The following is a 17,616-nucleotide window of genomic DNA, read 5'->3' as shown; positions in this document are numbered from 1 at the left end:
CGCAGCGATGGTTATACGGTGAAGGCGTCTTGCAGGAGCTTCTCTTGCTGTTCGGCATGCATCGAGGCATAACCGACGGCCGGAGCCGCAGAAGCATCACGACCGGCGTACTGAAGGAACAGCTCCTTCTTGAACGCCACTGCTACGCGACGCATGTGGTGCTGGCTGCAATACCAAGCCCCCTGATTCATCGGTTCTTCCTGGCACCAGACGATGTGCTTGAGGTTCTGATAAGGCGCCAGTGCCTCAGCCAGATCCTCTTCGGGGAACGGATACAGCTGCTCGATACGCACGATGGCGATATCGTCACGGCCTTCGTTGCGACGCTTGTCCAGCAGATCGTAGTAGACCTTACCGCTGCACATGATCACTCGTTCGACCTTCGCCGCATCAATCGGATCAATTTCCGGAATGACCGTCTGGAAAGAACCCTGAGTCAGCTCCTCCAGAGTCGAGATCGCGAGCTTGTGACGCAACAGCGACTTGGGAGTCAAGGCGACCAGCGGTTTGCGCAGCGGGCGAATCGCCTGGCGACGCAGCATGTGGTAGACCTGAGCCGGAGTAGTCGGCACGCAAACCTGGATGTTGTGCTCGGCGCACAGCTGCAGATAGCGCTCCAGGCGAGCCGACGAGTGCTCTGGTCCCTGCCCCTCGTAGCCGTGCGGTAGCAGCATGGTCAGACCACACAGGCGTCCCCACTTGTGCTCGCCGCTGGTGATGAATTGATCGATCACCACCTGCGCGCCATTGGCGAAGTCGCCGAACTGCGCTTCCCAGACGACTAGTGCGTTCGGCGTGGTGGTGGCGTAACCGTATTCGAACGCGAGCACCGCCTCTTCCGAAAGGAAGGAGTCGTAAAGGTCGAAGCGCGGCTGCCCCTCGAACAGATGCTGCAGCGGAATGTAGGTGCTGCCATCCTTCTGGTTGTGCAACGCCGCGTGGCGATGCGAGAAGGTACCGCGACCAACGTCCTGTCCGGAAATGCGCACCGGGTGGCCTTCAAACAGCAGCGTGGCGTAAGCCATCGTTTCGGCATAACCCCAGTTGATGGCCAGCGCACCTGCGCCCATCTTCTGACGGTCTTCGAGAATCTTCGAAACCTGACGCTGGACGACAAAGCCTTCCGGGATGTTCAGCAGCTTGCTGGACAGGTCCTGCAAGGTCTTCAGATCGAAGCTGGTGTCGTGGCGGGCAGTCCATGCATGCCCCAGGTACGGACGCCAGTCGACGAAGAGCTCCTTGTTCGGCTCCTTGACCAGGCTCTTGACCACATGCAGGCCGTTGTCCAACGCCGTACGATACTCATCGACTTTGGCCTGAACGCGCTCGGCATCCAGCACGCTCGACTGGATCAGCGCATCGGCGTACAACTCGCGAGTGGTACGGTGCTTGGCGATCTTTTGATACATCAGCGGCTGGGTACCGCTCGGCTCGTCGGCCTCGTTATGACCGCGGCGACGATAGCAGATCAGATCCAGCACGATGTCGCGCTTGAACTGCATCCGGTAGTCGACAGCGAGCTGGGTGACGAACAGCACCGCCTCGGGATCGTCTGCGTTCACATGGAAGATCGGCGCCTGGATCATCTTCGCCACATCGGTCGCGTACTCAGTGGAACGAGCATCTTCCTGCTTGTTCGTGGTGAAGCCGACCTGGTTGTTAACCACGATACGGATGGTACCGCCGGTCTTGTAGGCGCGAGTTTGCGACATCTGGAAGGTTTCCATGACCACACCCTGGCCGGCGACAGCAGCGTCACCGTGGATGGTTACCGGAAGGACCTTGTCGCCGACAGGGTCGCAACGACGATCCTGACGAGCGCGCACCGAACCCTCGACTACCGGCGAAACGATTTCGAGGTGCGACGGGTTGAACGCCATGGCCAGATGGATCTCACCACCGGGCGTCATCACGTTAGAAGAGAAGCCTTGGTGATACTTCACATCGCCAGAGCTCAGACCTTCGACTTTCTTGCCTTCGAACTCGTCGAATAGATCGCGCGGGTTCTTGCCGAAGGTATTCACCAGCACGTTGAGGCGGCCACGGTGGGCCATGCCGATGACGATTTCCTTGGTGCCGTAGGAACCGGAGCGCTGGATGATCTCATCGAGCAACGGAATCAGGCTCTCGCCCCCTTCCAGACCAAAACGCTTAGTGCCCGGGTACTTGGTGCCCAGGTACTTCTCCAGACCTTCGGCAGCAGTCAGACGCTCCAGCAGGTGACTCTTGATCTCTGCCGAGTACTCCGGCCGACCACGAACACTTTCGACGCGCTGGATAAACCAGTTGCGCTGTTCGGAATCGACGATATGGGCGAATTCAGCACCGATGCTGCGGCAATACGTCTCTTGCAATGCCTGCAGAATTTCGCGCAAGCTCGCTTCATCTTTGCCAATTGCCAAGTCACCAGTACGGAACACGGTGTCCAGGTCTGCGTCGGTCAGACCATAATTGGTGATTGCAAGATCAGCAGGAACCGGACGCTGTTGCAGTGCGAGCGGATCAAGCTGAGCAGCTTGATGGCCGCGCAGACGATAAGCCTGGATCAATCGAAGAACTTCAACCTGCTTCTTCTCATGTTCGCTGCTCACGCTACCTGCGGAGACCGGCTGCGCGCGGCGCTGATTCTTAGCCAACAGCACGAAGTGGTCGCGAATCGTCGAGTGCGATACATCGGATGATGCGCCGCCGCTAGAGGGCAACTTCTGGAAATAAGTGCGCCACTCTTCGGGCACAGCGTTGGGGTCGTGCAGGTAGAGCTCATAAAGCTCTTCCACATAGGCAGCGTTACCACCGGATAGGTGGGCGCTGTCCCACATGCGCTGCATTACGCTTTCTTGCATGTCTGGTCACCTTCGATAAGGAGACACCACCAGCGTGGAGACCGCAGCATGACTTCCCAAGTTCTGAAGCAGCGACTCAGGTAAAGCCACTACGGACCGCGCAGATAGTTTCCGGGAACCAACCCGGATGCTCCTGCTGGTCATCAAATTTTCAGAGTGAAATCCTGGCTTTTTGAGCTGGATTCCTACTAAAGCTACGGCGCCTGGATGTTACTCCGGCGCCGCAGTACCACGGTAAAGCACTGTCGGTCGCTCGCACCTATCGTGCTCGCAACCGCCGTTTCATCAAGTCCCGCTCTGCAGCAGCATGTTGCGAATGTGACCAATTGCCTTGGTCGGGTTCAACCCTTTCGGGCAGACATCCACGCAGTTCATGATGCCGCGGCAACGGAACACGCTGAACGGATCGTCCAGTCCAGCCAGACGGTTCTCGGTTTCGGTATCCCGACTGTCCGCCAGGAAACGATAAGCTTGCAGCGAAGCAGCCGGACCGAGGAACTTGTCTGGGTTCCACCAGAAAGACGGGCAGCTCGTCGAACAGCAGGCGCACAGAATGCACTCGTACAATCCATCCAGCTTCTCACGATCTTCCGGACTCTGCAGACGTTCGATAGCCGGAGGCGGCGTATCGTTCATCAGATACGGGCGAACCTTCTCGTACTGCTTGTAGAAGATGCTCATATCGACAACCAAGTCACGAATGACAGGCAACCCTGGCAGCGGACGAATGACCAACTTATTGCCCTTGACCACAGAGGACAGCGGCGTAATGCAGGCCAGGCCGTTCTTACCATTGATATTCATACCGTCCGAGCCACATACGCCCTCGCGGCAGGAACGACGATAGGAGAAACCCTGGTCCTGTTCCTTGATCAAAGCCAAGACGTCGAGAACCATCAGGTCTTTACCGTCGGTATTGACCTGAAAATCCTGCATGAACGGCTTTTCGTCCTGATCGGGGTTGTAGCGATAAACACTCACTTGCAACATATCGGCGACCTCAATAAGTCCGAACCTTGGGCTCGAATGCCGGAACAGTCTTCGGAGCGAAGTTCACGGCACGCTTGGTAACGCGCTTCTCACCCGGGAAGTACAGGGTGTGGCACAGCCAGTTCTCGTCGTCACGCTCTTCGAAGTCTTCGCGAGCGTGCGCTCCACGGGACTCTTTGCGGGTCTCCGCAGCAATTGCGGTAGCCTCGGCAACCTCAAGCAGATTCTGCAACTCGAGCGCTTCGATACGGGCAGTGTTGAACGCTTGGCTCTTGTCCGAGATCTTGACGTTAGCGATACGCTGACGCAGATCGACAAGCTGTGCGATACCCTTCTGCATGTACTCACCGGTACGGAACACACCGAAGTAGTTCTGCATGCAGTTCTGGAGTTCCTTACGCAGAGGAGCGACGTCTTCGCCAGTAGTGCGCTCGTTGAGGCCGGCGAGGCGACCCAAGGCTGCATCCAGATCAGTTTCGCTGGCGCCGCGATGCTCGACACCTTCCTTGAGTGCTTTTTCCAAGTGCAGACCGGCAGCGCGACCGAACACCACCAGATCAAGTAGCGAATTGCCACCCAAACGGTTAGCGCCATGCACGGATACGCAAGCCACTTCGCCGACAGCGAAGAGGCCGTCGATGATCTTGTCGTTGCCGTTAGCGTCCTGAGTGATGGCCTGACCATGGATATTGGTGGCAATACCACCCATCATGTAATGGCAGGTCGGAACGACCGGTACTGGAGCAGTGACCGGATCGACGTGCGCGAAGGTCTTCGACAGCTCACAAATACCCGGCAGACGGCTGTGCAGCACTTCCTCACCAAGGTGGTCGAGTTTCAACATCACGTGATCGCCATCCGGACCACAGCCGTTACCCGCCAGGATTTCCTTGACCATCGAACGCGCAACAACGTCGCGACCAGCCAGATCCTTCGCGTTCGGCGCATAACGCTCCATGAAGCGCTCGCCATGCTTGTTGATCAGGTAGCCACCCTCGCCGCGGCAACCTTCGGTCACCAACACACCAGCGCCAGCAATACCAGTCGGGTGGAACTGCCACATCTCAATATCTTGCACCGGCACTCCGGCGCGCAGTGCCATCCCGACTCCGTCGCCGGTGTTGATCAGCGCGTTAGTGGTCGATGCATAGATGCGACCAGCGCCGCCGGTGGCAAGCACAGTGGCCTTAGAACGGATGTAGACGGTTTCACCGGTCTCAATGCAGATAGCGATGACGCCAACCACGGCACCGTCCTGGTTCTTCACCAGATCGACCGCGTACCACTCATTGAGGAATACTGTGTCGTTCTTCAGGTTGCCCTGATAAAGGGTATGCAGCAGCGCGTGACCGGTACGGTCAGCAGCGGCACAGGTACGAGCAGCCTGACCACCCTTGCCGAAGTCCTTGGACTGGCCACCAAAAGGACGCTGATAGATTCGGCCCTGCTCGGTACGGGAGAACGGCAGCCCCATGTGCTCAAGTTCGAACACAGCCTCGGGACCGACAGAACACATGTACTCGATAGCGTCCTGGTCACCGATATAGTCGGAGCCCTTGACGGTGTCATACATGTGCCAGCGCCAATCATCGTTCGGGTCAGCCGAAGCGATCGCGCAAGTAATACCACCCTGAGCGGAAACCGTGTGCGAGCGAGTTGGAAAAACCTTGGTGACCACTGCGGTCTTGTGACCGGACTGCGACAGCTGCAGCGCCGCGCGCATACCGGCGCCACCGCCACCTACGATGATGGCGTCGAAGGAAAGCGTACGAATATTAGCCATGAATCAGATACCCCACAGAATCTGCACGCCCCAGACGAAGAAGGTGAACATCGCAATGCCACACCCCGCCTGAAACAGGAAACGCACACCGGTAGCCCACTTACCGATCGCCATGTTGGTCAGGTAGTCGGTGGAAATCGTCCACATACCCACCCACGCGTGCACACTCAGGGCAACCAGAGCTAGGAGACTGAAGATCCGCATCCAATTGGCAGAGTACAACTCATGCCACTGTGCATACTCCAGCCCTGGATTTGCGATCAGATAACCCAGCAGGAACAGAAAATAAGCCGCGAGGACCACTGCAGAAACGCGCTGCGCCATCCAGTCATAGAGGCCCGAGCGCGAAAAGTTTGTGACATTGGTTACCATATCCACACTCCCGCCAGAACGATCAGCACCACCGAGACGGCGATTACGATTTTCGAGCCCAGCTTTCCGCCTTCCAGCGTTTCACCATGGCCAGTGTCCATGATCAGGTGACGAACACCCGCCACCAGGTGATACAGCAGTGCGGACAGCAGCCCCCAGCTCACCAGCTTGACCAGCGGACTACCCAGATACGCACGAACCTCCTCAAAGCCTTCTGGCGAAGACAACGAGGCATCGAGCGCGAGCAGCAGCAGGGCGATACCGACGAACAAAATAACACCGGATACACGGTGGAGAATCGACGTGTAAGCAGTGATTGGGAGTTTTATTGTCCTAAGATCTAGGTTTACAGGTCGTTGGCTTTTCACGGCTTCTTTTCACACTTGAGAGCCCCAGAAACACAGGGCAAAGTTGTTGGGAAGAGTACGCAGCAGTACCCGCTACCCACGAGTGACAACCTACAGATTGTTGCCTGTCAGGCCCCTGCCGGTCGGTTTCCGAGTATAAACAGTTAGGTCACTAATGACAATGTGGTGAAGTGCCACTAAAGGCGGATAGCAGCCTATATATAAATGCCGTAAACAGTCGCCCAATGCTGCATAGACACCCCGCAAAACCCCTCTGCAGCATGGGTTCGCGCAAATTGACTTTGCGATTTATCACACTATAGTGATGCGGGCCCTGCGTGGGGGGCCATGATGATTCCAAGCACAAAACAGGAGGCCATACATGGCTGACAAGAAAGCGCAGTTGATCATCGAGGGCGCTGCCCCCGTCGAACTGCCCGTTTTAACCGGTACCGTAGGGCCTGATGTCATAGACGTACGAAGCCTGACCTCCACGGGTCACTTCACCTTCGATCCCGGCTTCATGTCGACCGCCTCTTGCGAGTCCAAGATCACCTATATCGATGGCGACAAGGGCATCCTGCTGCACCGCGGTTACCCGATCGAGCAGCTTGCGGAAAAATCCGATTACCTGGAAACCTGCTACCTGCTGCTGAACGGCGAACTGCCGACAGCGGAGCAGAAAGCCCAGTTCGTCAGCACCATCAAGAATCACACCATTGTTCATGAACAACTGAAGACGTTCTTGAACGGTTTCCGTCGTGACGCACACCCAATGGCCGTAATGTGCGGTATCGTCGGTGCCCTTTCGGCGTTCTATCATGACTCGCTGGACATCAATAATCCGCAGCATCGCGAGATTTCCGCGCATCGCCTGATTGCCAAAATGCCGACGATTGCGGCCATGGTCTACAAGTATTCCATGGGTCAGCCGATCATGTATCCGCGTAACGACCTGAGCTACTCGGAAAACTTCCTGCACATGATGTTCAACACCCCGGCTGAGGTCAAACCGATCAGTCCGGTGCTTGCGAACGCCATGGATCGCATCTTCATCCTGCACGCCGACCATGAACAGAACGCATCGACCTCGACTGTGCGCCTGGCTGGTTCCACTGGTGCGAACCCGTTCGCCTGTATCGCTGCAGGTATCGCCGCTCTGTGGGGGCCGGCACACGGCGGCGCCAACGAAGCTGTGCTGACCATGCTCGACGAGATCGGCGATGTATCAAACATCGAGAAGTTCCTGGCCAAAGCCAAAGACAAGAACGATCCGTTCAAACTGATGGGCTTCGGTCATCGCGTGTACAAGAACTTCGATCCGCGCGCGAAGGTCATGAAGAAGACCTGCGACGAAGTCCTGGGCGAGCTGGGCATCAACGACCCGCAGCTAGAACTGGCGATGAAGCTCGAGGAAATCGCGCTGAAGGATCCGTACTTCGCCGAGCGCAACCTGTACCCGAACGTAGACTTCTACTCGGGCATCATCCTCAAGGCCATCGGCATTCCGACCAGCATGTTCACAGTGATCTTCGCCATGTCGCGCACTGTGGGCTGGATTTCCCACTGGAAGGAAATGATTGCCTCCGGCCAGAAGATTGGCCGTCCGCGTCAGCTTTACACTGGCTATGCCAAACGCGATCTGCCGCGCTAAGTAATAGCTCCAAAAGAAAAGGCTGCCTCTGGGCAGCCTTTTTACTTTTCAGACTTTGATGGAACACTAGCCGTGCTAAGTGCGGGCCCCATATACGGAAACGACTTGGTTCAGCGATCTTCAGCCAGGCTGCGCAACTGCCGGAGCGTGTTATAGGGCGCCTCCACAACGAATTTGTTGGCGAGCCATGAAGGCACGTTACCGCCCGGCTCAGTATGAACCTGATAGGTCACTTCAACCTCCCCGCCCTCTTTCGGCGCGAATTCCCAAAAACCATCGACCCGACTAACCCTGACGTAGCCATCAACTTCGGGCAGATATTCCGGCATACCGTGTAACTCCCGCCGCAATACACCACTTCCCCCCATATGCGAAGTGATACGCACGATCGAATCACGCGGCGCTACTGGCCACGGGGCGTTGAACTTCGTATACGTCCAGGCTTGCTCGCCCTCACGCTTCAACAGTTTTTGCGCCTTGCATTCATGGATCCACGAGCAGGCAGCAGCCGCATCCTCTTGGAGCTCTCTCAGGGTCAGCATATCTGCCTTGACTCGGGTGACGCCGCGATACGCCTTGTAAGCAGAACCCGGCACCGCCTGCAGATACACGCGAATACCATCCTCTTCCTTCGCGAGTTTCCACTCGGCGGCCTGCGCCAAACCTGCTAGCACACACAGCAATGCACCCGCAAAACAGTGAACAGTTGCACCCATAAGGGACGACTCCTTGTACGAGTAGATAATCGAGAACTATTCGACCTGCTCAGGCAGTTGCCTGTTCCAACCAGCCGAGAATGTGAATCGCCTCCTCACGCGTCGACCCACAAACCTCGGGATCAGCTCCAAATGCCGAGCATACAGCCGGTCGCTCAACGCGCCCGAAGAGCGCACAGCGATTATCGCTAGATAAGTGCAGACAACGAACCCCGGCGGGTTTGCCGTGAGGCATACCGGGAAGTGGAGAGCTGATCGAAGGGGCGATGCAACAGGCACCGCAACCGGGGCGGCAGTTCATGAATAGCCTTCCGACAGAGACGGGGCGCCGATAATAATTGCTGCCTTACGAAAAGACACTAGTAAGCCCGCGCCACATCTTGCAGCTGTGCAACGGCAGTAATAGGCTGCGCCGTCTTCTCCGGAGTACTGAAATGCCCGTCTGGATGCAAACTGCGGCTCTGCTTTGCTGCTCGAACCTTTTCATGACATTCGCTTGGTACGGGCACCTCAAAACCCTCAACGGCAAGCCTTGGCTGGTAGCGGCGCTGATCAGCTGGGGGATAGCCCTCTTCGAATACATGCTGATGGTGCCGGCAAACCGTATCGGCTATACGGAGATGTCTATTGGCCAGCTGAAGATCATGCAGGAAGTAGTCACCCTGGCCATCTTCGTCCCCTTCAGCGTGCTGTACATGCAACAACCACTGAAGCTGGATTACCTCTGGGCCGGGTTGTGTCTGGTAGGCGCGGTGTACTTCATCTTCCGCAACTGAGTTCGCGGCTGGTGACGCCATCAGGCGGCTTGGGCATACTGGCCACCCTTTTCCAACCCTCAAGGTATCGACATGTTCAAGGTCAATGAGTACTTCGATGGAACCGTCAAATCTATCGCGTTCGACATGGCGGCAGGACCGGCCACCATCGGCGTAATGGCCACTGGTGAATATGAGTTCGGCACCAGCCAGCTGGAAATAATGCATGTGATCGCCGGCAGCCTGGACGTAAAACTACCGGGAAGCGAACGCTTTGAAACCTTTGGCACGGGAACCCAGTTCACTGTACCGGCCAACAGCAAGTTCCAACTGAAGGTTGCAACGGATACTGCCTATCTGTGCGAGTACCGCTGAATAATAAAGCACTGGCAAGCCAGTGCTTGTCAGTGCTTCATTAACTTTGCTTTAAGACCCGAACGCTGCGCTTAAACAACGCAACGTCTTTTGATCAGCCTCGGCCAGCGATGCCGTCCCAGCCTTCCTTTACCTCAGCCAGCAACCGAGCCACTTCATCGAGTTTGCTGACGTCATTGTGACGACCGGCTTCAAACAAACGCATGGTCATGTATTCGTAGAGTCGGTCGAGATTGCCAGCCAATTCGCCACCGGCATCCTTATCCAGCACATCACGCAGACCAGCGATGATGTTGATGGCCTTGCCAATCAATGCGCCCTTCTCAGCGAATGCTTCACGCTCCATGGCGCCCTTCGCTTGAGCGATACGATCCAAACCGCCCTGCATCAGCATCTGGATCAGCCGATGCGGGTCGGCTTCATTGACCTGCACCTTCACACCGACCTGCTGATACTGCCTCATCGCTGCCATAGCATTCATTTGAACAAGCCCCTCACCACATCAACCTTGCATGTCCAGCTTATCGGTCCGAAACGCTCAAGCTTGATAGCGCAAGACAGGTTTTTTACTTCGCAAAAAAAAAGCCGCCAGAGCGGCGGCTTCCTATCGCTACGTAATGTTAGCTCTTCGAATTATTTGCAGCCCACGGCAAGTTTTCCAGCGAAGCCAGCAGACTCGAAGAAGTATTGGACAATTGTCCAACCAACAGATCCATCGCATTGAACTGTTTATACAAGCGCTCTTGCAGCGAAGTGATGCGCCGATCGAGATCTTCCTTCTGCTTGTCGATCTTCGATATCGTTTCGGTCATTGCCTTGTTGCGCTGCTCGAGAATGCCGCCAGTTTCGGTGTATGGCTTAAGTTTCTCATCGAGCCGGGTGGCAAGCCCCTTTTCCCCCGCGAACAAACCAGAAAGCGCTTCAAAGCTGTTATCCATCACGGAAGCAAGCTTGTCATCGTCGACCTTCAGCGTGCCGTCTTGCTGCGTGGTGATGCCGATATCGGCCAGGGCACGGATGCTGCCTGAGCCCTGCACGGCAACCAACTCATTGCGAATTGTGTTCAGCAACGTCCGAGCGGTAGCATCACCGACCAGAGCTCCGGTTACCGGCGCCTTGTCGTCCCCAACCGTGGTGACCTTAGTTTGCGTATTGATCACACCGATGAGCTTGTTGTACGCATCGACGAACGACTGAACCTGCTTCTTGACCCCAGCTTCATCCAGCGTCACGCCCACAGTGAGTGGCTTTCCAGCTTCCGTCTCACCCTTCAACTCCAGCGTCACCCCTTCGATGGCGCTGGTGATCGTGTTGGTCTTGCTGGTAACGCTGAGGCCGTCAACGGTTAGCAGGGCACTCTGGGCCGCCGAAATAACGCCCGCCGAACCATCAGTGCCCGGCACGGCAACTCCGCCAGCAAACGCAAGCTTGGATAGATCGCCAGTTGGCGCATCCACTGCCACGGTGATGTCTTCACCGGCCCCGGTAGTCGAACTACTGAGTACCAAGCGGGAACCGGCGTCGTCGGTCACGATAGTGGCGGAAACGCCCTGCTCTGCGCCGGCCTTATTGATCGCATCACGAATACCCGCCAGGGTGTTGTTGCTATCGTCTACCGTAATGGCGGGCAGTTCGGTACCACCAACGCTTACCTTCAGCGTACCGGTGCCAAGCGTGACAGGGTTATTAGCATCATCCTGGATAGCCTGAAGCGCCACCTTGCTGCCAGCAGCAAGCTGACTGACCGCCACCTTATAGCTACCCGCCCCAGCGGTTACCCCAGCCTTCACGGAAAGAAGCTCGGAGTTGGAGGAAGAAGCAGCACGAGCCTGGAACAGCTCGGGCTTGTTCAGATTACCCAGCGCGGTTTGGAATTCACTGATCGCGCTTTTCAGCGCACCGACAGCCGTGATCCGCGTGGTGGTTTTAGCTTCAAGCGTCTTGAGTTGTGACTCTTTCGGCGCGCGCTCGGCAGCCACCATACTGGCCACGATGCTGTCGATGTCGATACCGGAACCAATGCCCGTTACGCCCGCCATAGCCTCACCTCGTCAATAAAATCGCGTATGGGTTACAAACCAGCTGACCATCAAGAACCGTGCCGTTCAAGCCTTGGTTTCGAACAACAGGCTGCGCATCTCATCGAGCCGTTCGGCCAGACGCAGGATTTCTTCCGAAGGAATCTGCCGTACCACCTTGCCCGACTCACCATCAACGACTTGTACGATCACGTCACCGGTCGAGTCGTCGACACTGAAATTCAGGTCCCGCTGCAGATTTTGCACCTGCGAGCGCAAGCGATCCACTACCTCGCCGACACCTTCCGCTACCTTGGTCCGCTCCTCGCCAGTTGGCACAGGCTCTTGCCGGCCGGACGACGAAATCCCAGGCTCCCGAAGAAGACTGGGCGACGAACCTGAAGCGGCTGACGAAAGGGCCATTCCAGACATTTTTGCGACGTCCATGATTCACCTCGTAAATGAATCGATGGGGAAGCAGCCGAGCCACTTCCCCATCCTTTGCGCCGTCCTACTCCTGCTATTACTGCAGCAGGCTGAGGACTGCCTGCGGCAGCTGCTTGGCCTGGGCCAGGATCGCGGTACCGGCCTGTTGCAGAATCTGGTTCTTGCTCAGATTCGCGGTTTCGGCAGCGAAGTCGGTGTCCTGAATACGGCCACGTGCTGCGGAAACGTTCTCGGAAATGCTCTGCAGGTTGGCGATGGTGTTATCGAAGCGGTTCTGTACAGCACCGAGATCAGCGCGCTGCGAGTCGATTGCCTTGATTGCATCGTCGATGATCAGAACTGCGGCCTGAGCACCAGCCGCGTTGCTAATATCAACACCCTTGACGTTGTTACCATTGTCGGTGTCATCGACAGCTGTTGTGCCAAGAGTAATAGCAGCGAAGGTTACAGCCGGGTCTTCTGTACCGGCGGTGAACGCGCCGATAGTGGTCACAATGGGCGCCGCATCAGTGCCCGATTTGCCATTCCCTTTCGCAATGATCTGCCAAGCGTCGTCAGCATCTTTCTGAACGCTGATGCCCAAGTTGGCGTCGTTGATCGCTGCAGCGATACGAGCGGTGGCGGTGTCAGCATCATCACCATCCTTGAACGCAACGTCGATTGTGCGGGTCGTGGTGTCGTCCATCGTAATTTCGATGGTACCCGAGCCTTTGACAATGGCGGCACCGGTAGCGTCTACGAATGCCGTCTTGTAGTAGGTACCAGTGAGGGAATCGGCACTTGCAGAGTCGATCCCGACGCTAATGATCTCGTTGGCAGCTGAACCTACCTGGAAGCTGGCTACACCGAACGAACCATCCAGCAACTGGCGACCGCCGAAGGTGGTGGTATTGCTGATACGGTCCAGCTCCTTCTTAAGCTGACCGACTTCCGAGTTCAGCGCAACGCGCTCGGAATCGCTGTTCGAACCGTTGGCCGACTGCAGGGCCAGGTCACGCATACGCTGCAGAATGTTGGTCGATTGTTGCAGGGCGCCTTCAGCAGTCTGGGCCAGGGAAATACCGTCGTTGGCGTTGCGAACCGCTACGCCCAGGCCGTTGACCTGGCTGGTCAGGCGGTTGGCAATTTGCAGGCCGGCGGCGTCGTCTTTGGCGCTGTTGATGCGGCTACCGGTGGACAGGCGCTGCATGGAGGTGGCCAGCGCGTTGGACGAGCTGTTCAGGTTACGCTGGGTGTTCAGCGAAGGGATGTTGGTATTGACGGTAAGAGCCATGGTGTTTGCCTCCAAAGGCGCTAGTTACTTAGGGTTGCCTGAGCTTGCGACTCCGGGCCGGCTTGTGCCCAGGCACCCATTGAGTTCGCATTCGATTAGCTTATCGGCGTCGTTTTGGTGAGCTTTAGGAGGCGGTTGAAAATAATTTGCAAGCCCCGAAGACAACCTGTACGACACCGGCGAACTCGGAACCACATGCGAGTCCACCTGCCAAGCTTTTCGGACGGGGGACAGAATTCTTTAATGCACGCAATGGAGATGTTGAGGCTGTGCCGGCGAGGATGAACCGATTCAGTGGTTAGCCTGTTGGCAGACGACTGACGGGCGGCCGGGCACGGAGATCGCGTAGAGAACACCAGCAAGCCGCCGTGGAGCAGTTGGTGGATAAGGCTTCGCCGTTATCCACCCTACAGATAGGCAGTACTGCCCGTTTGGACAGGACGCAAAACATAGACGGGTATTGATCGCTTCCGCGCAGACCAGCCACGCAGCGCACAACGCATCCTTCCTCAGCGTTTGCCGGGCTGCGTTACCTAACGATCTAGCCTAGCTGAGCAAGCCGCTCGAGAAACTGAGCCTCATCGAGCACGGTCAGACCAAGTTCGTTCGCCTTGGTGAGCTTAGAACCGGCGCCTGGCCCGGCAACCACGCAGGTGGTCTTGGCTGAAACGGAGCCGGCGACCTTGGCGCCCAGCGCTTCCAGCTTCGCCTTGCCTTCGTCGCGACTCATAGTCTCCAGAGTGCCGGTTAGTACCCAGGTCTGCCCAGCCAGCGGCAAACCTGCTGCGACTTTCCTCTCGCTTTCCCAGTGCATGCCGAATTCGCGCAACTGAGCCTCGATAGCCCGCGCGCGCTCGGCGTTTCCGGGCGTGTCGAAATAATCGCGCAGCGAGCGGGCGGCCTTTTCGGTAAGGCGTTCGACCTGGCGCAAATCGAGCCAGTCGGCAGCGATGATCGCTTCCAGGTTGCCGAAGCGCTCCGCCAGCCGCTGCGCACCGGTACTGGCGATAAACGGAATGTTCAGCTTGTCGAGAAGACCGGACAGGGTCGCGCAGGCAGCGAATCCCGGATGCAGCTCACCCTCCTCCTGCAATTCCACGCGTCGCTCGCGCAGCTGCGCGATCACCGAGCGATTGTGCTCGTCCTCGAAGAAGCTGTGGATTTCGTGCGCGACTTCCAGGCCGACGTCGGGCAGGTAGACCAGCACGTCCGGCAACGCCCGCGCGATGCGATCCAGCGAACCCAGCGCCCGCGCCAGCAGCTTGGCGGTTTCCTCGCCGACATCGGGAATGCCCAGAGCGAAGACGAAACGCGCGAGGGTCGGCCTGCGGCTGGCGTCGATGGCGTTGAGCAGATTGCGCGTGGAGATATCGGCGAACCCTTCCAGCTCGATGATCTGCTCGTAGGTCAGGCAGTACAGGTCCGCCGGCGAGCGGACCAGGCCACGGTCGACCAGTTGTTCGACGATCTTGTCGCCCAGACCGTCGATATCCATTGCACGACGCGAGACGAAGTGGATGATCGCCTGCTTCAACTGAGCCTGGCAGGCCAGCCGGCCGACACAACGGTAGATAGAGCCTTCGCTGACCGACTCGCGACCCTTGCTGCGCTTGATCAGCTGGGTGCGTTCCACCGCCGAACCGCAGACCGGGCACTGCTCGGGTACATGCACAGCACGGGCATCCATCGGGCGGCGCTCGGCGATCACACCGAGAATCTGCGGGATGACGTCGCCGGCGCGCCGGACGATCACCGTGTCGCCGATCATCACGCCGAGGCGTGCTACTTCATCCATATTGTGCAGGGTCGCGTTGGAGACGGTCACGCCTGCGACCTGCACAGGCTTGAGCCGGGCGACCGGCGTGATGGCGCCGGTACGGCCGACCTGGAATTCGACGTCGAGCAGCTCGGTGATTTCTTCGCGCGCGGGAAACTTGTGAGCGATAGCCCAGCGCGGCTCGCGCGCGCGGAAACCCAGCTCGCGCTGCTGCGCGACGGCATTAACCTTGAACACCACGCCGTCGATCTCGTAGGGCAGCGCATCGCGTTTCTCGCCAATGGCGTCGTAGTAGGCGCGACATTCGGCAACGCCCCTGGCCAGTTTCAGCTCACGGCTTATGGGCAGGCCCCAGCCTTTCAGCGCTTCGAGAATCCCGATGTGCGTACCTGGCAGCTCGCCATCACTACGACCGATGCCGTAGGCGCATAACTCCAGTGGACGCGCAGCGGTGATCTTTGGGTCCAGCTGGCGCAGGCTGCCGGCCGCCGCGTTGCGTGGGTTGGCGAAGGGCTTGCCGCCGCTTTCCAGTTGCCGCGCATTGAGCGCCTCGAAGCCTGCCTTCGGCATGAAGATTTCGCCGCGCACCTCAAGCACCGCAGGCCAGCCGCTGCCGTGGAGCTTGAGCGGGATGTTGCGCACGGTGCGCACGTTGGCGCTGATGTCTTCGCCGGTGCTGCCGTCGCCACGGGTCGCACCGCGCACCAGATGGCCGTTCTCATAGAGCAGGCTGACGGCCAGACCGTCGAGCTTGGGTTCGCAGCTGTACTCGACCACGGCGCCGTCGCCGAACAAGTCGCCGGCCGGCAAGTCCAGTCCTTCGCGCACCCGTCGGTCGAAGTCGAGCAGATCCTGTTCTTCAAAGGCGTTGCCGAGGCTCAGCATCGGCACTTCGTGGCGCACCTGGCCGAACGCCGCCAGCGCCGCACCGCCGACGCGCTGAGTTGGCGACTCGGGCGTCACCAGTTCCGGGTGCTCGGTCTCCAGCGCCTTGAGCTCATTGAACAGACGGTCGTATTCGGCATCGGGAACGCTGGGCTCGTCGAGCACGTAGTAACGGTAGTTGTGAGCGTCGATTTCGCTGCGTAGTTCGGCGATGCGCTCGGCAGCGGTTTGGGCGGAAGGCATATGACGGGGCCGTAACTATGGCGATTCTGATTCAGACCGTATCAGCGCGCCGATGATTGATATGGGCGCGGATTTTAGCCGATAAGGCAATTGCCGACTGGGCCTGACATGCCAGCTGACATTCAGCCCAGCCGTCGCGGGCGACTCCCGATCGGAAGGCGCCCGCGGCGCTTGCGGAAAGGCTTGACCGAAAACCGGGCGAACGTCAGCGCTTGGGCGTCATCTGCCGACGCTCGAACTCGACGATGCGCTGCCGGTAGTGCTCGATGGTCTGTGCGGTCAGCACGCTGCGCTGGTCGTCCTTCAGCTCGCCATTGAGTTCCTGGGACAGTTTGCGGGCTGCGGCAACCATGACGTCGAACGCCTGCTTGGGATGGCGAGGACCGGGCAAACCGAGGAAGAAGCTCACCGCCGGCGTGGTGAAATGATCGATGTCGTCCAGGTCGAACGTACCCGGCTTGACCGCATTGGCCATAGAGAACAGCACTTCACCATTACCCGCCATGCTTTCGTGGCGATGGAAGATATCCATCTCGCCGAAACGCAGACCGCTTTCGAGAATGTTCTGCAGCAGCGCCGGACCGCGAAAACCCTGCGGATCGCGCGCGAGCACGTTGATGACCAGCACCTCCTCCACCGGAGCCGTCTCACGAACCTCGGCGTCGTCCTCTGCCTGATCGTCGACCACGGGGTCAAGCAGGGTCGGCACCGGCTCGTCAGCGGAAAAATGCAGATCGCCCTGGCGTGGCTCGCCGGTGCGACGCTTGCCCGATTCCCGCGTGCTCACGGAAGGCAGATCGGTTTCATCCAACGACGGTTCGCTGGTTCGGCTGACTACTCGCGGAGGACCGAGCAGCTCCTTGGCGTCTTCGTCCACATCCGGCAGGTTGGCGGTCAGGTTACGGTCCAGCTTGAACTTCAACTTGCCCTTGCTGCCCCGCATGCGACGCCAGCCGTCGAACAGAATGCCGGCAATGACGATGATGCCGATGACGATCAGCCATTCGCGCAAACCGATATCCATTAATCCTTTTACCTCTGAATCCGATGATAAAGACGAGAATTCACAACCACTTAGGCTGGGTTTCCCGCATCGCAAAAAATTGTGCTCTAAGCTAGCACGACGAACGGTAGGTTT

Annotated in this window: 16 protein-coding genes; 3 read left to right on the top strand and 13 right to left on the bottom strand. The window is 58.1% G+C overall.

Annotated features, from left to right (window positions below):
- Positions 1-11 precede the first annotated feature (11 nt).
- The 5 genes from N8H22_RS04715 to sdhC form a co-directional block, all read right to left on the bottom strand.
- Positions 12-2,843: a 2-oxoglutarate dehydrogenase E1 component gene (locus tag N8H22_RS04715; protein ID WP_264589471.1), complete on the bottom strand. Its 2,832-nt coding sequence runs from the start codon at positions 2,841-2,843 to the stop codon at positions 12-14.
- A gap of 285 nt (positions 2,844-3,128) precedes the next feature.
- Positions 3,129-3,833, bottom strand: coding sequence for a succinate dehydrogenase iron-sulfur subunit (locus tag N8H22_RS04710; RefSeq protein ID WP_003294789.1), 705 nt, complete (start codon positions 3,831-3,833; stop codon positions 3,129-3,131).
- 10 nt (positions 3,834-3,843) lie between these two features.
- Positions 3,844-5,616, bottom strand: a complete 1,773-nt coding sequence (gene sdhA / locus N8H22_RS04705; RefSeq protein ID WP_264589470.1) for a succinate dehydrogenase flavoprotein subunit — start codon at positions 5,614-5,616, stop codon at positions 3,844-3,846.
- Positions 5,617-5,619: 3 nt separating this feature from the next.
- Positions 5,620-5,988 (bottom strand): succinate dehydrogenase, hydrophobic membrane anchor protein, encoded by a 369-nt coding sequence (gene sdhD, locus N8H22_RS04700; RefSeq protein ID WP_264589469.1) that lies wholly within the window; start codon positions 5,986-5,988, stop codon positions 5,620-5,622.
- On the bottom strand, positions 5,982-6,356 hold the full coding sequence (gene sdhC / locus N8H22_RS04695) for a succinate dehydrogenase, cytochrome b556 subunit (protein WP_264589468.1): 375 nt from the start codon (positions 6,354-6,356) through the stop codon (positions 5,982-5,984). Before sdhC ends, sdhD begins: the two co-directional genes overlap by 7 nt.
- 361 nt (positions 6,357-6,717) lie before the next feature.
- On the opposite strand from sdhC, the gene gltA reads away from it, so the two are divergent.
- Positions 6,718-7,989, top strand: a complete 1,272-nt coding sequence (gene gltA, locus N8H22_RS04690) for a citrate synthase (protein ID WP_264589467.1) — start codon at positions 6,718-6,720, stop codon at positions 7,987-7,989.
- Positions 7,990-8,099: 110 nt separating this feature from the next.
- On the opposite strand, the gene N8H22_RS04685 is transcribed toward gltA, so the two are convergent.
- Both N8H22_RS04685 and N8H22_RS04680 read right to left on the bottom strand, forming a co-directional pair.
- A complete protein-coding gene (locus tag N8H22_RS04685) occupies positions 8,100-8,705 on the bottom strand; it encodes an START domain-containing protein (RefSeq protein ID WP_264589466.1) in 606 nt (201 codons plus the stop codon).
- Between the two features lie 49 nt (positions 8,706-8,754).
- Positions 8,755-9,006 carry a YkgJ family cysteine cluster protein gene (locus N8H22_RS04680; protein ID WP_264589465.1) on the bottom strand — a complete coding sequence of 84 codons (252 nt, stop codon included), beginning with the start codon at positions 9,004-9,006 and terminating at the stop codon, positions 8,755-8,757.
- Between the two features lie 133 nt (positions 9,007-9,139).
- Between N8H22_RS04680 and N8H22_RS04675 the strand changes: the two genes are divergently transcribed.
- Positions 9,140-9,481, top strand: coding sequence for a DMT family protein (locus N8H22_RS04675; RefSeq protein WP_264589464.1), 342 nt, complete (start codon positions 9,140-9,142; stop codon positions 9,479-9,481).
- Positions 9,482-9,553: 72 nt separating this feature from the next.
- Positions 9,554-9,835 carry a pyrimidine/purine nucleoside phosphorylase gene (locus N8H22_RS04670; protein WP_264589463.1) on the top strand — a complete coding sequence of 94 codons (282 nt, stop codon included), beginning with the start codon at positions 9,554-9,556 and terminating at the stop codon, positions 9,833-9,835.
- Positions 9,836-9,929: 94 nt separating this feature from the next.
- Here N8H22_RS04670 and fliS read toward each other — a convergent pair whose 3' ends face one another.
- The 6 genes from fliS to zipA form a co-directional block, all read right to left on the bottom strand.
- On the bottom strand, positions 9,930-10,316 hold the full coding sequence (gene fliS, locus N8H22_RS04665; RefSeq protein WP_264589462.1) for a flagellar export chaperone FliS: 387 nt from the start codon (positions 10,314-10,316) through the stop codon (positions 9,930-9,932).
- 139 nt (positions 10,317-10,455) lie between these two features.
- On the bottom strand, positions 10,456-11,874 hold the full coding sequence (gene fliD / locus N8H22_RS04660) for a flagellar filament capping protein FliD (RefSeq protein ID WP_264589461.1): 1,419 nt from the start codon (positions 11,872-11,874) through the stop codon (positions 10,456-10,458).
- 66 nt (positions 11,875-11,940) lie between these two features.
- The gene (locus N8H22_RS04655; protein WP_264589460.1) at positions 11,941-12,300 is read right to left on the bottom strand and encodes a flagellar protein FlaG; all 360 of its coding nucleotides are present in this window, start codon (positions 12,298-12,300) and stop codon (positions 11,941-11,943) included.
- A 76-nt stretch (positions 12,301-12,376) separates the two neighbouring features.
- Positions 12,377-13,573 carry a flagellin gene (locus tag N8H22_RS04650; protein ID WP_264589825.1) on the bottom strand — a complete coding sequence of 399 codons (1,197 nt, stop codon included), beginning with the start codon at positions 13,571-13,573 and terminating at the stop codon, positions 12,377-12,379.
- A 541-nt stretch (positions 13,574-14,114) separates the two neighbouring features.
- Positions 14,115-16,478: an NAD-dependent DNA ligase LigA gene (gene ligA / locus N8H22_RS04645; protein WP_264589459.1), complete on the bottom strand. Its 2,364-nt coding sequence runs from the start codon at positions 16,476-16,478 to the stop codon at positions 14,115-14,117.
- A gap of 205 nt (positions 16,479-16,683) precedes the next feature.
- A complete protein-coding gene (zipA, locus tag N8H22_RS04640) occupies positions 16,684-17,502 on the bottom strand; it encodes a cell division protein ZipA (RefSeq protein ID WP_264589458.1) in 819 nt (272 codons plus the stop codon).
- Between the last annotated feature and the right edge of the window lie 114 nt (positions 17,503-17,616).

It is taken from the genome of Stutzerimonas sp. S1 (assembly GCF_025966695.1).
Classification (GTDB): Bacteria; Pseudomonadota; Gammaproteobacteria; order Pseudomonadales; family Pseudomonadaceae; genus Stutzerimonas.
This window is presented reverse-complemented; position numbering and strand designations above follow the sequence as displayed.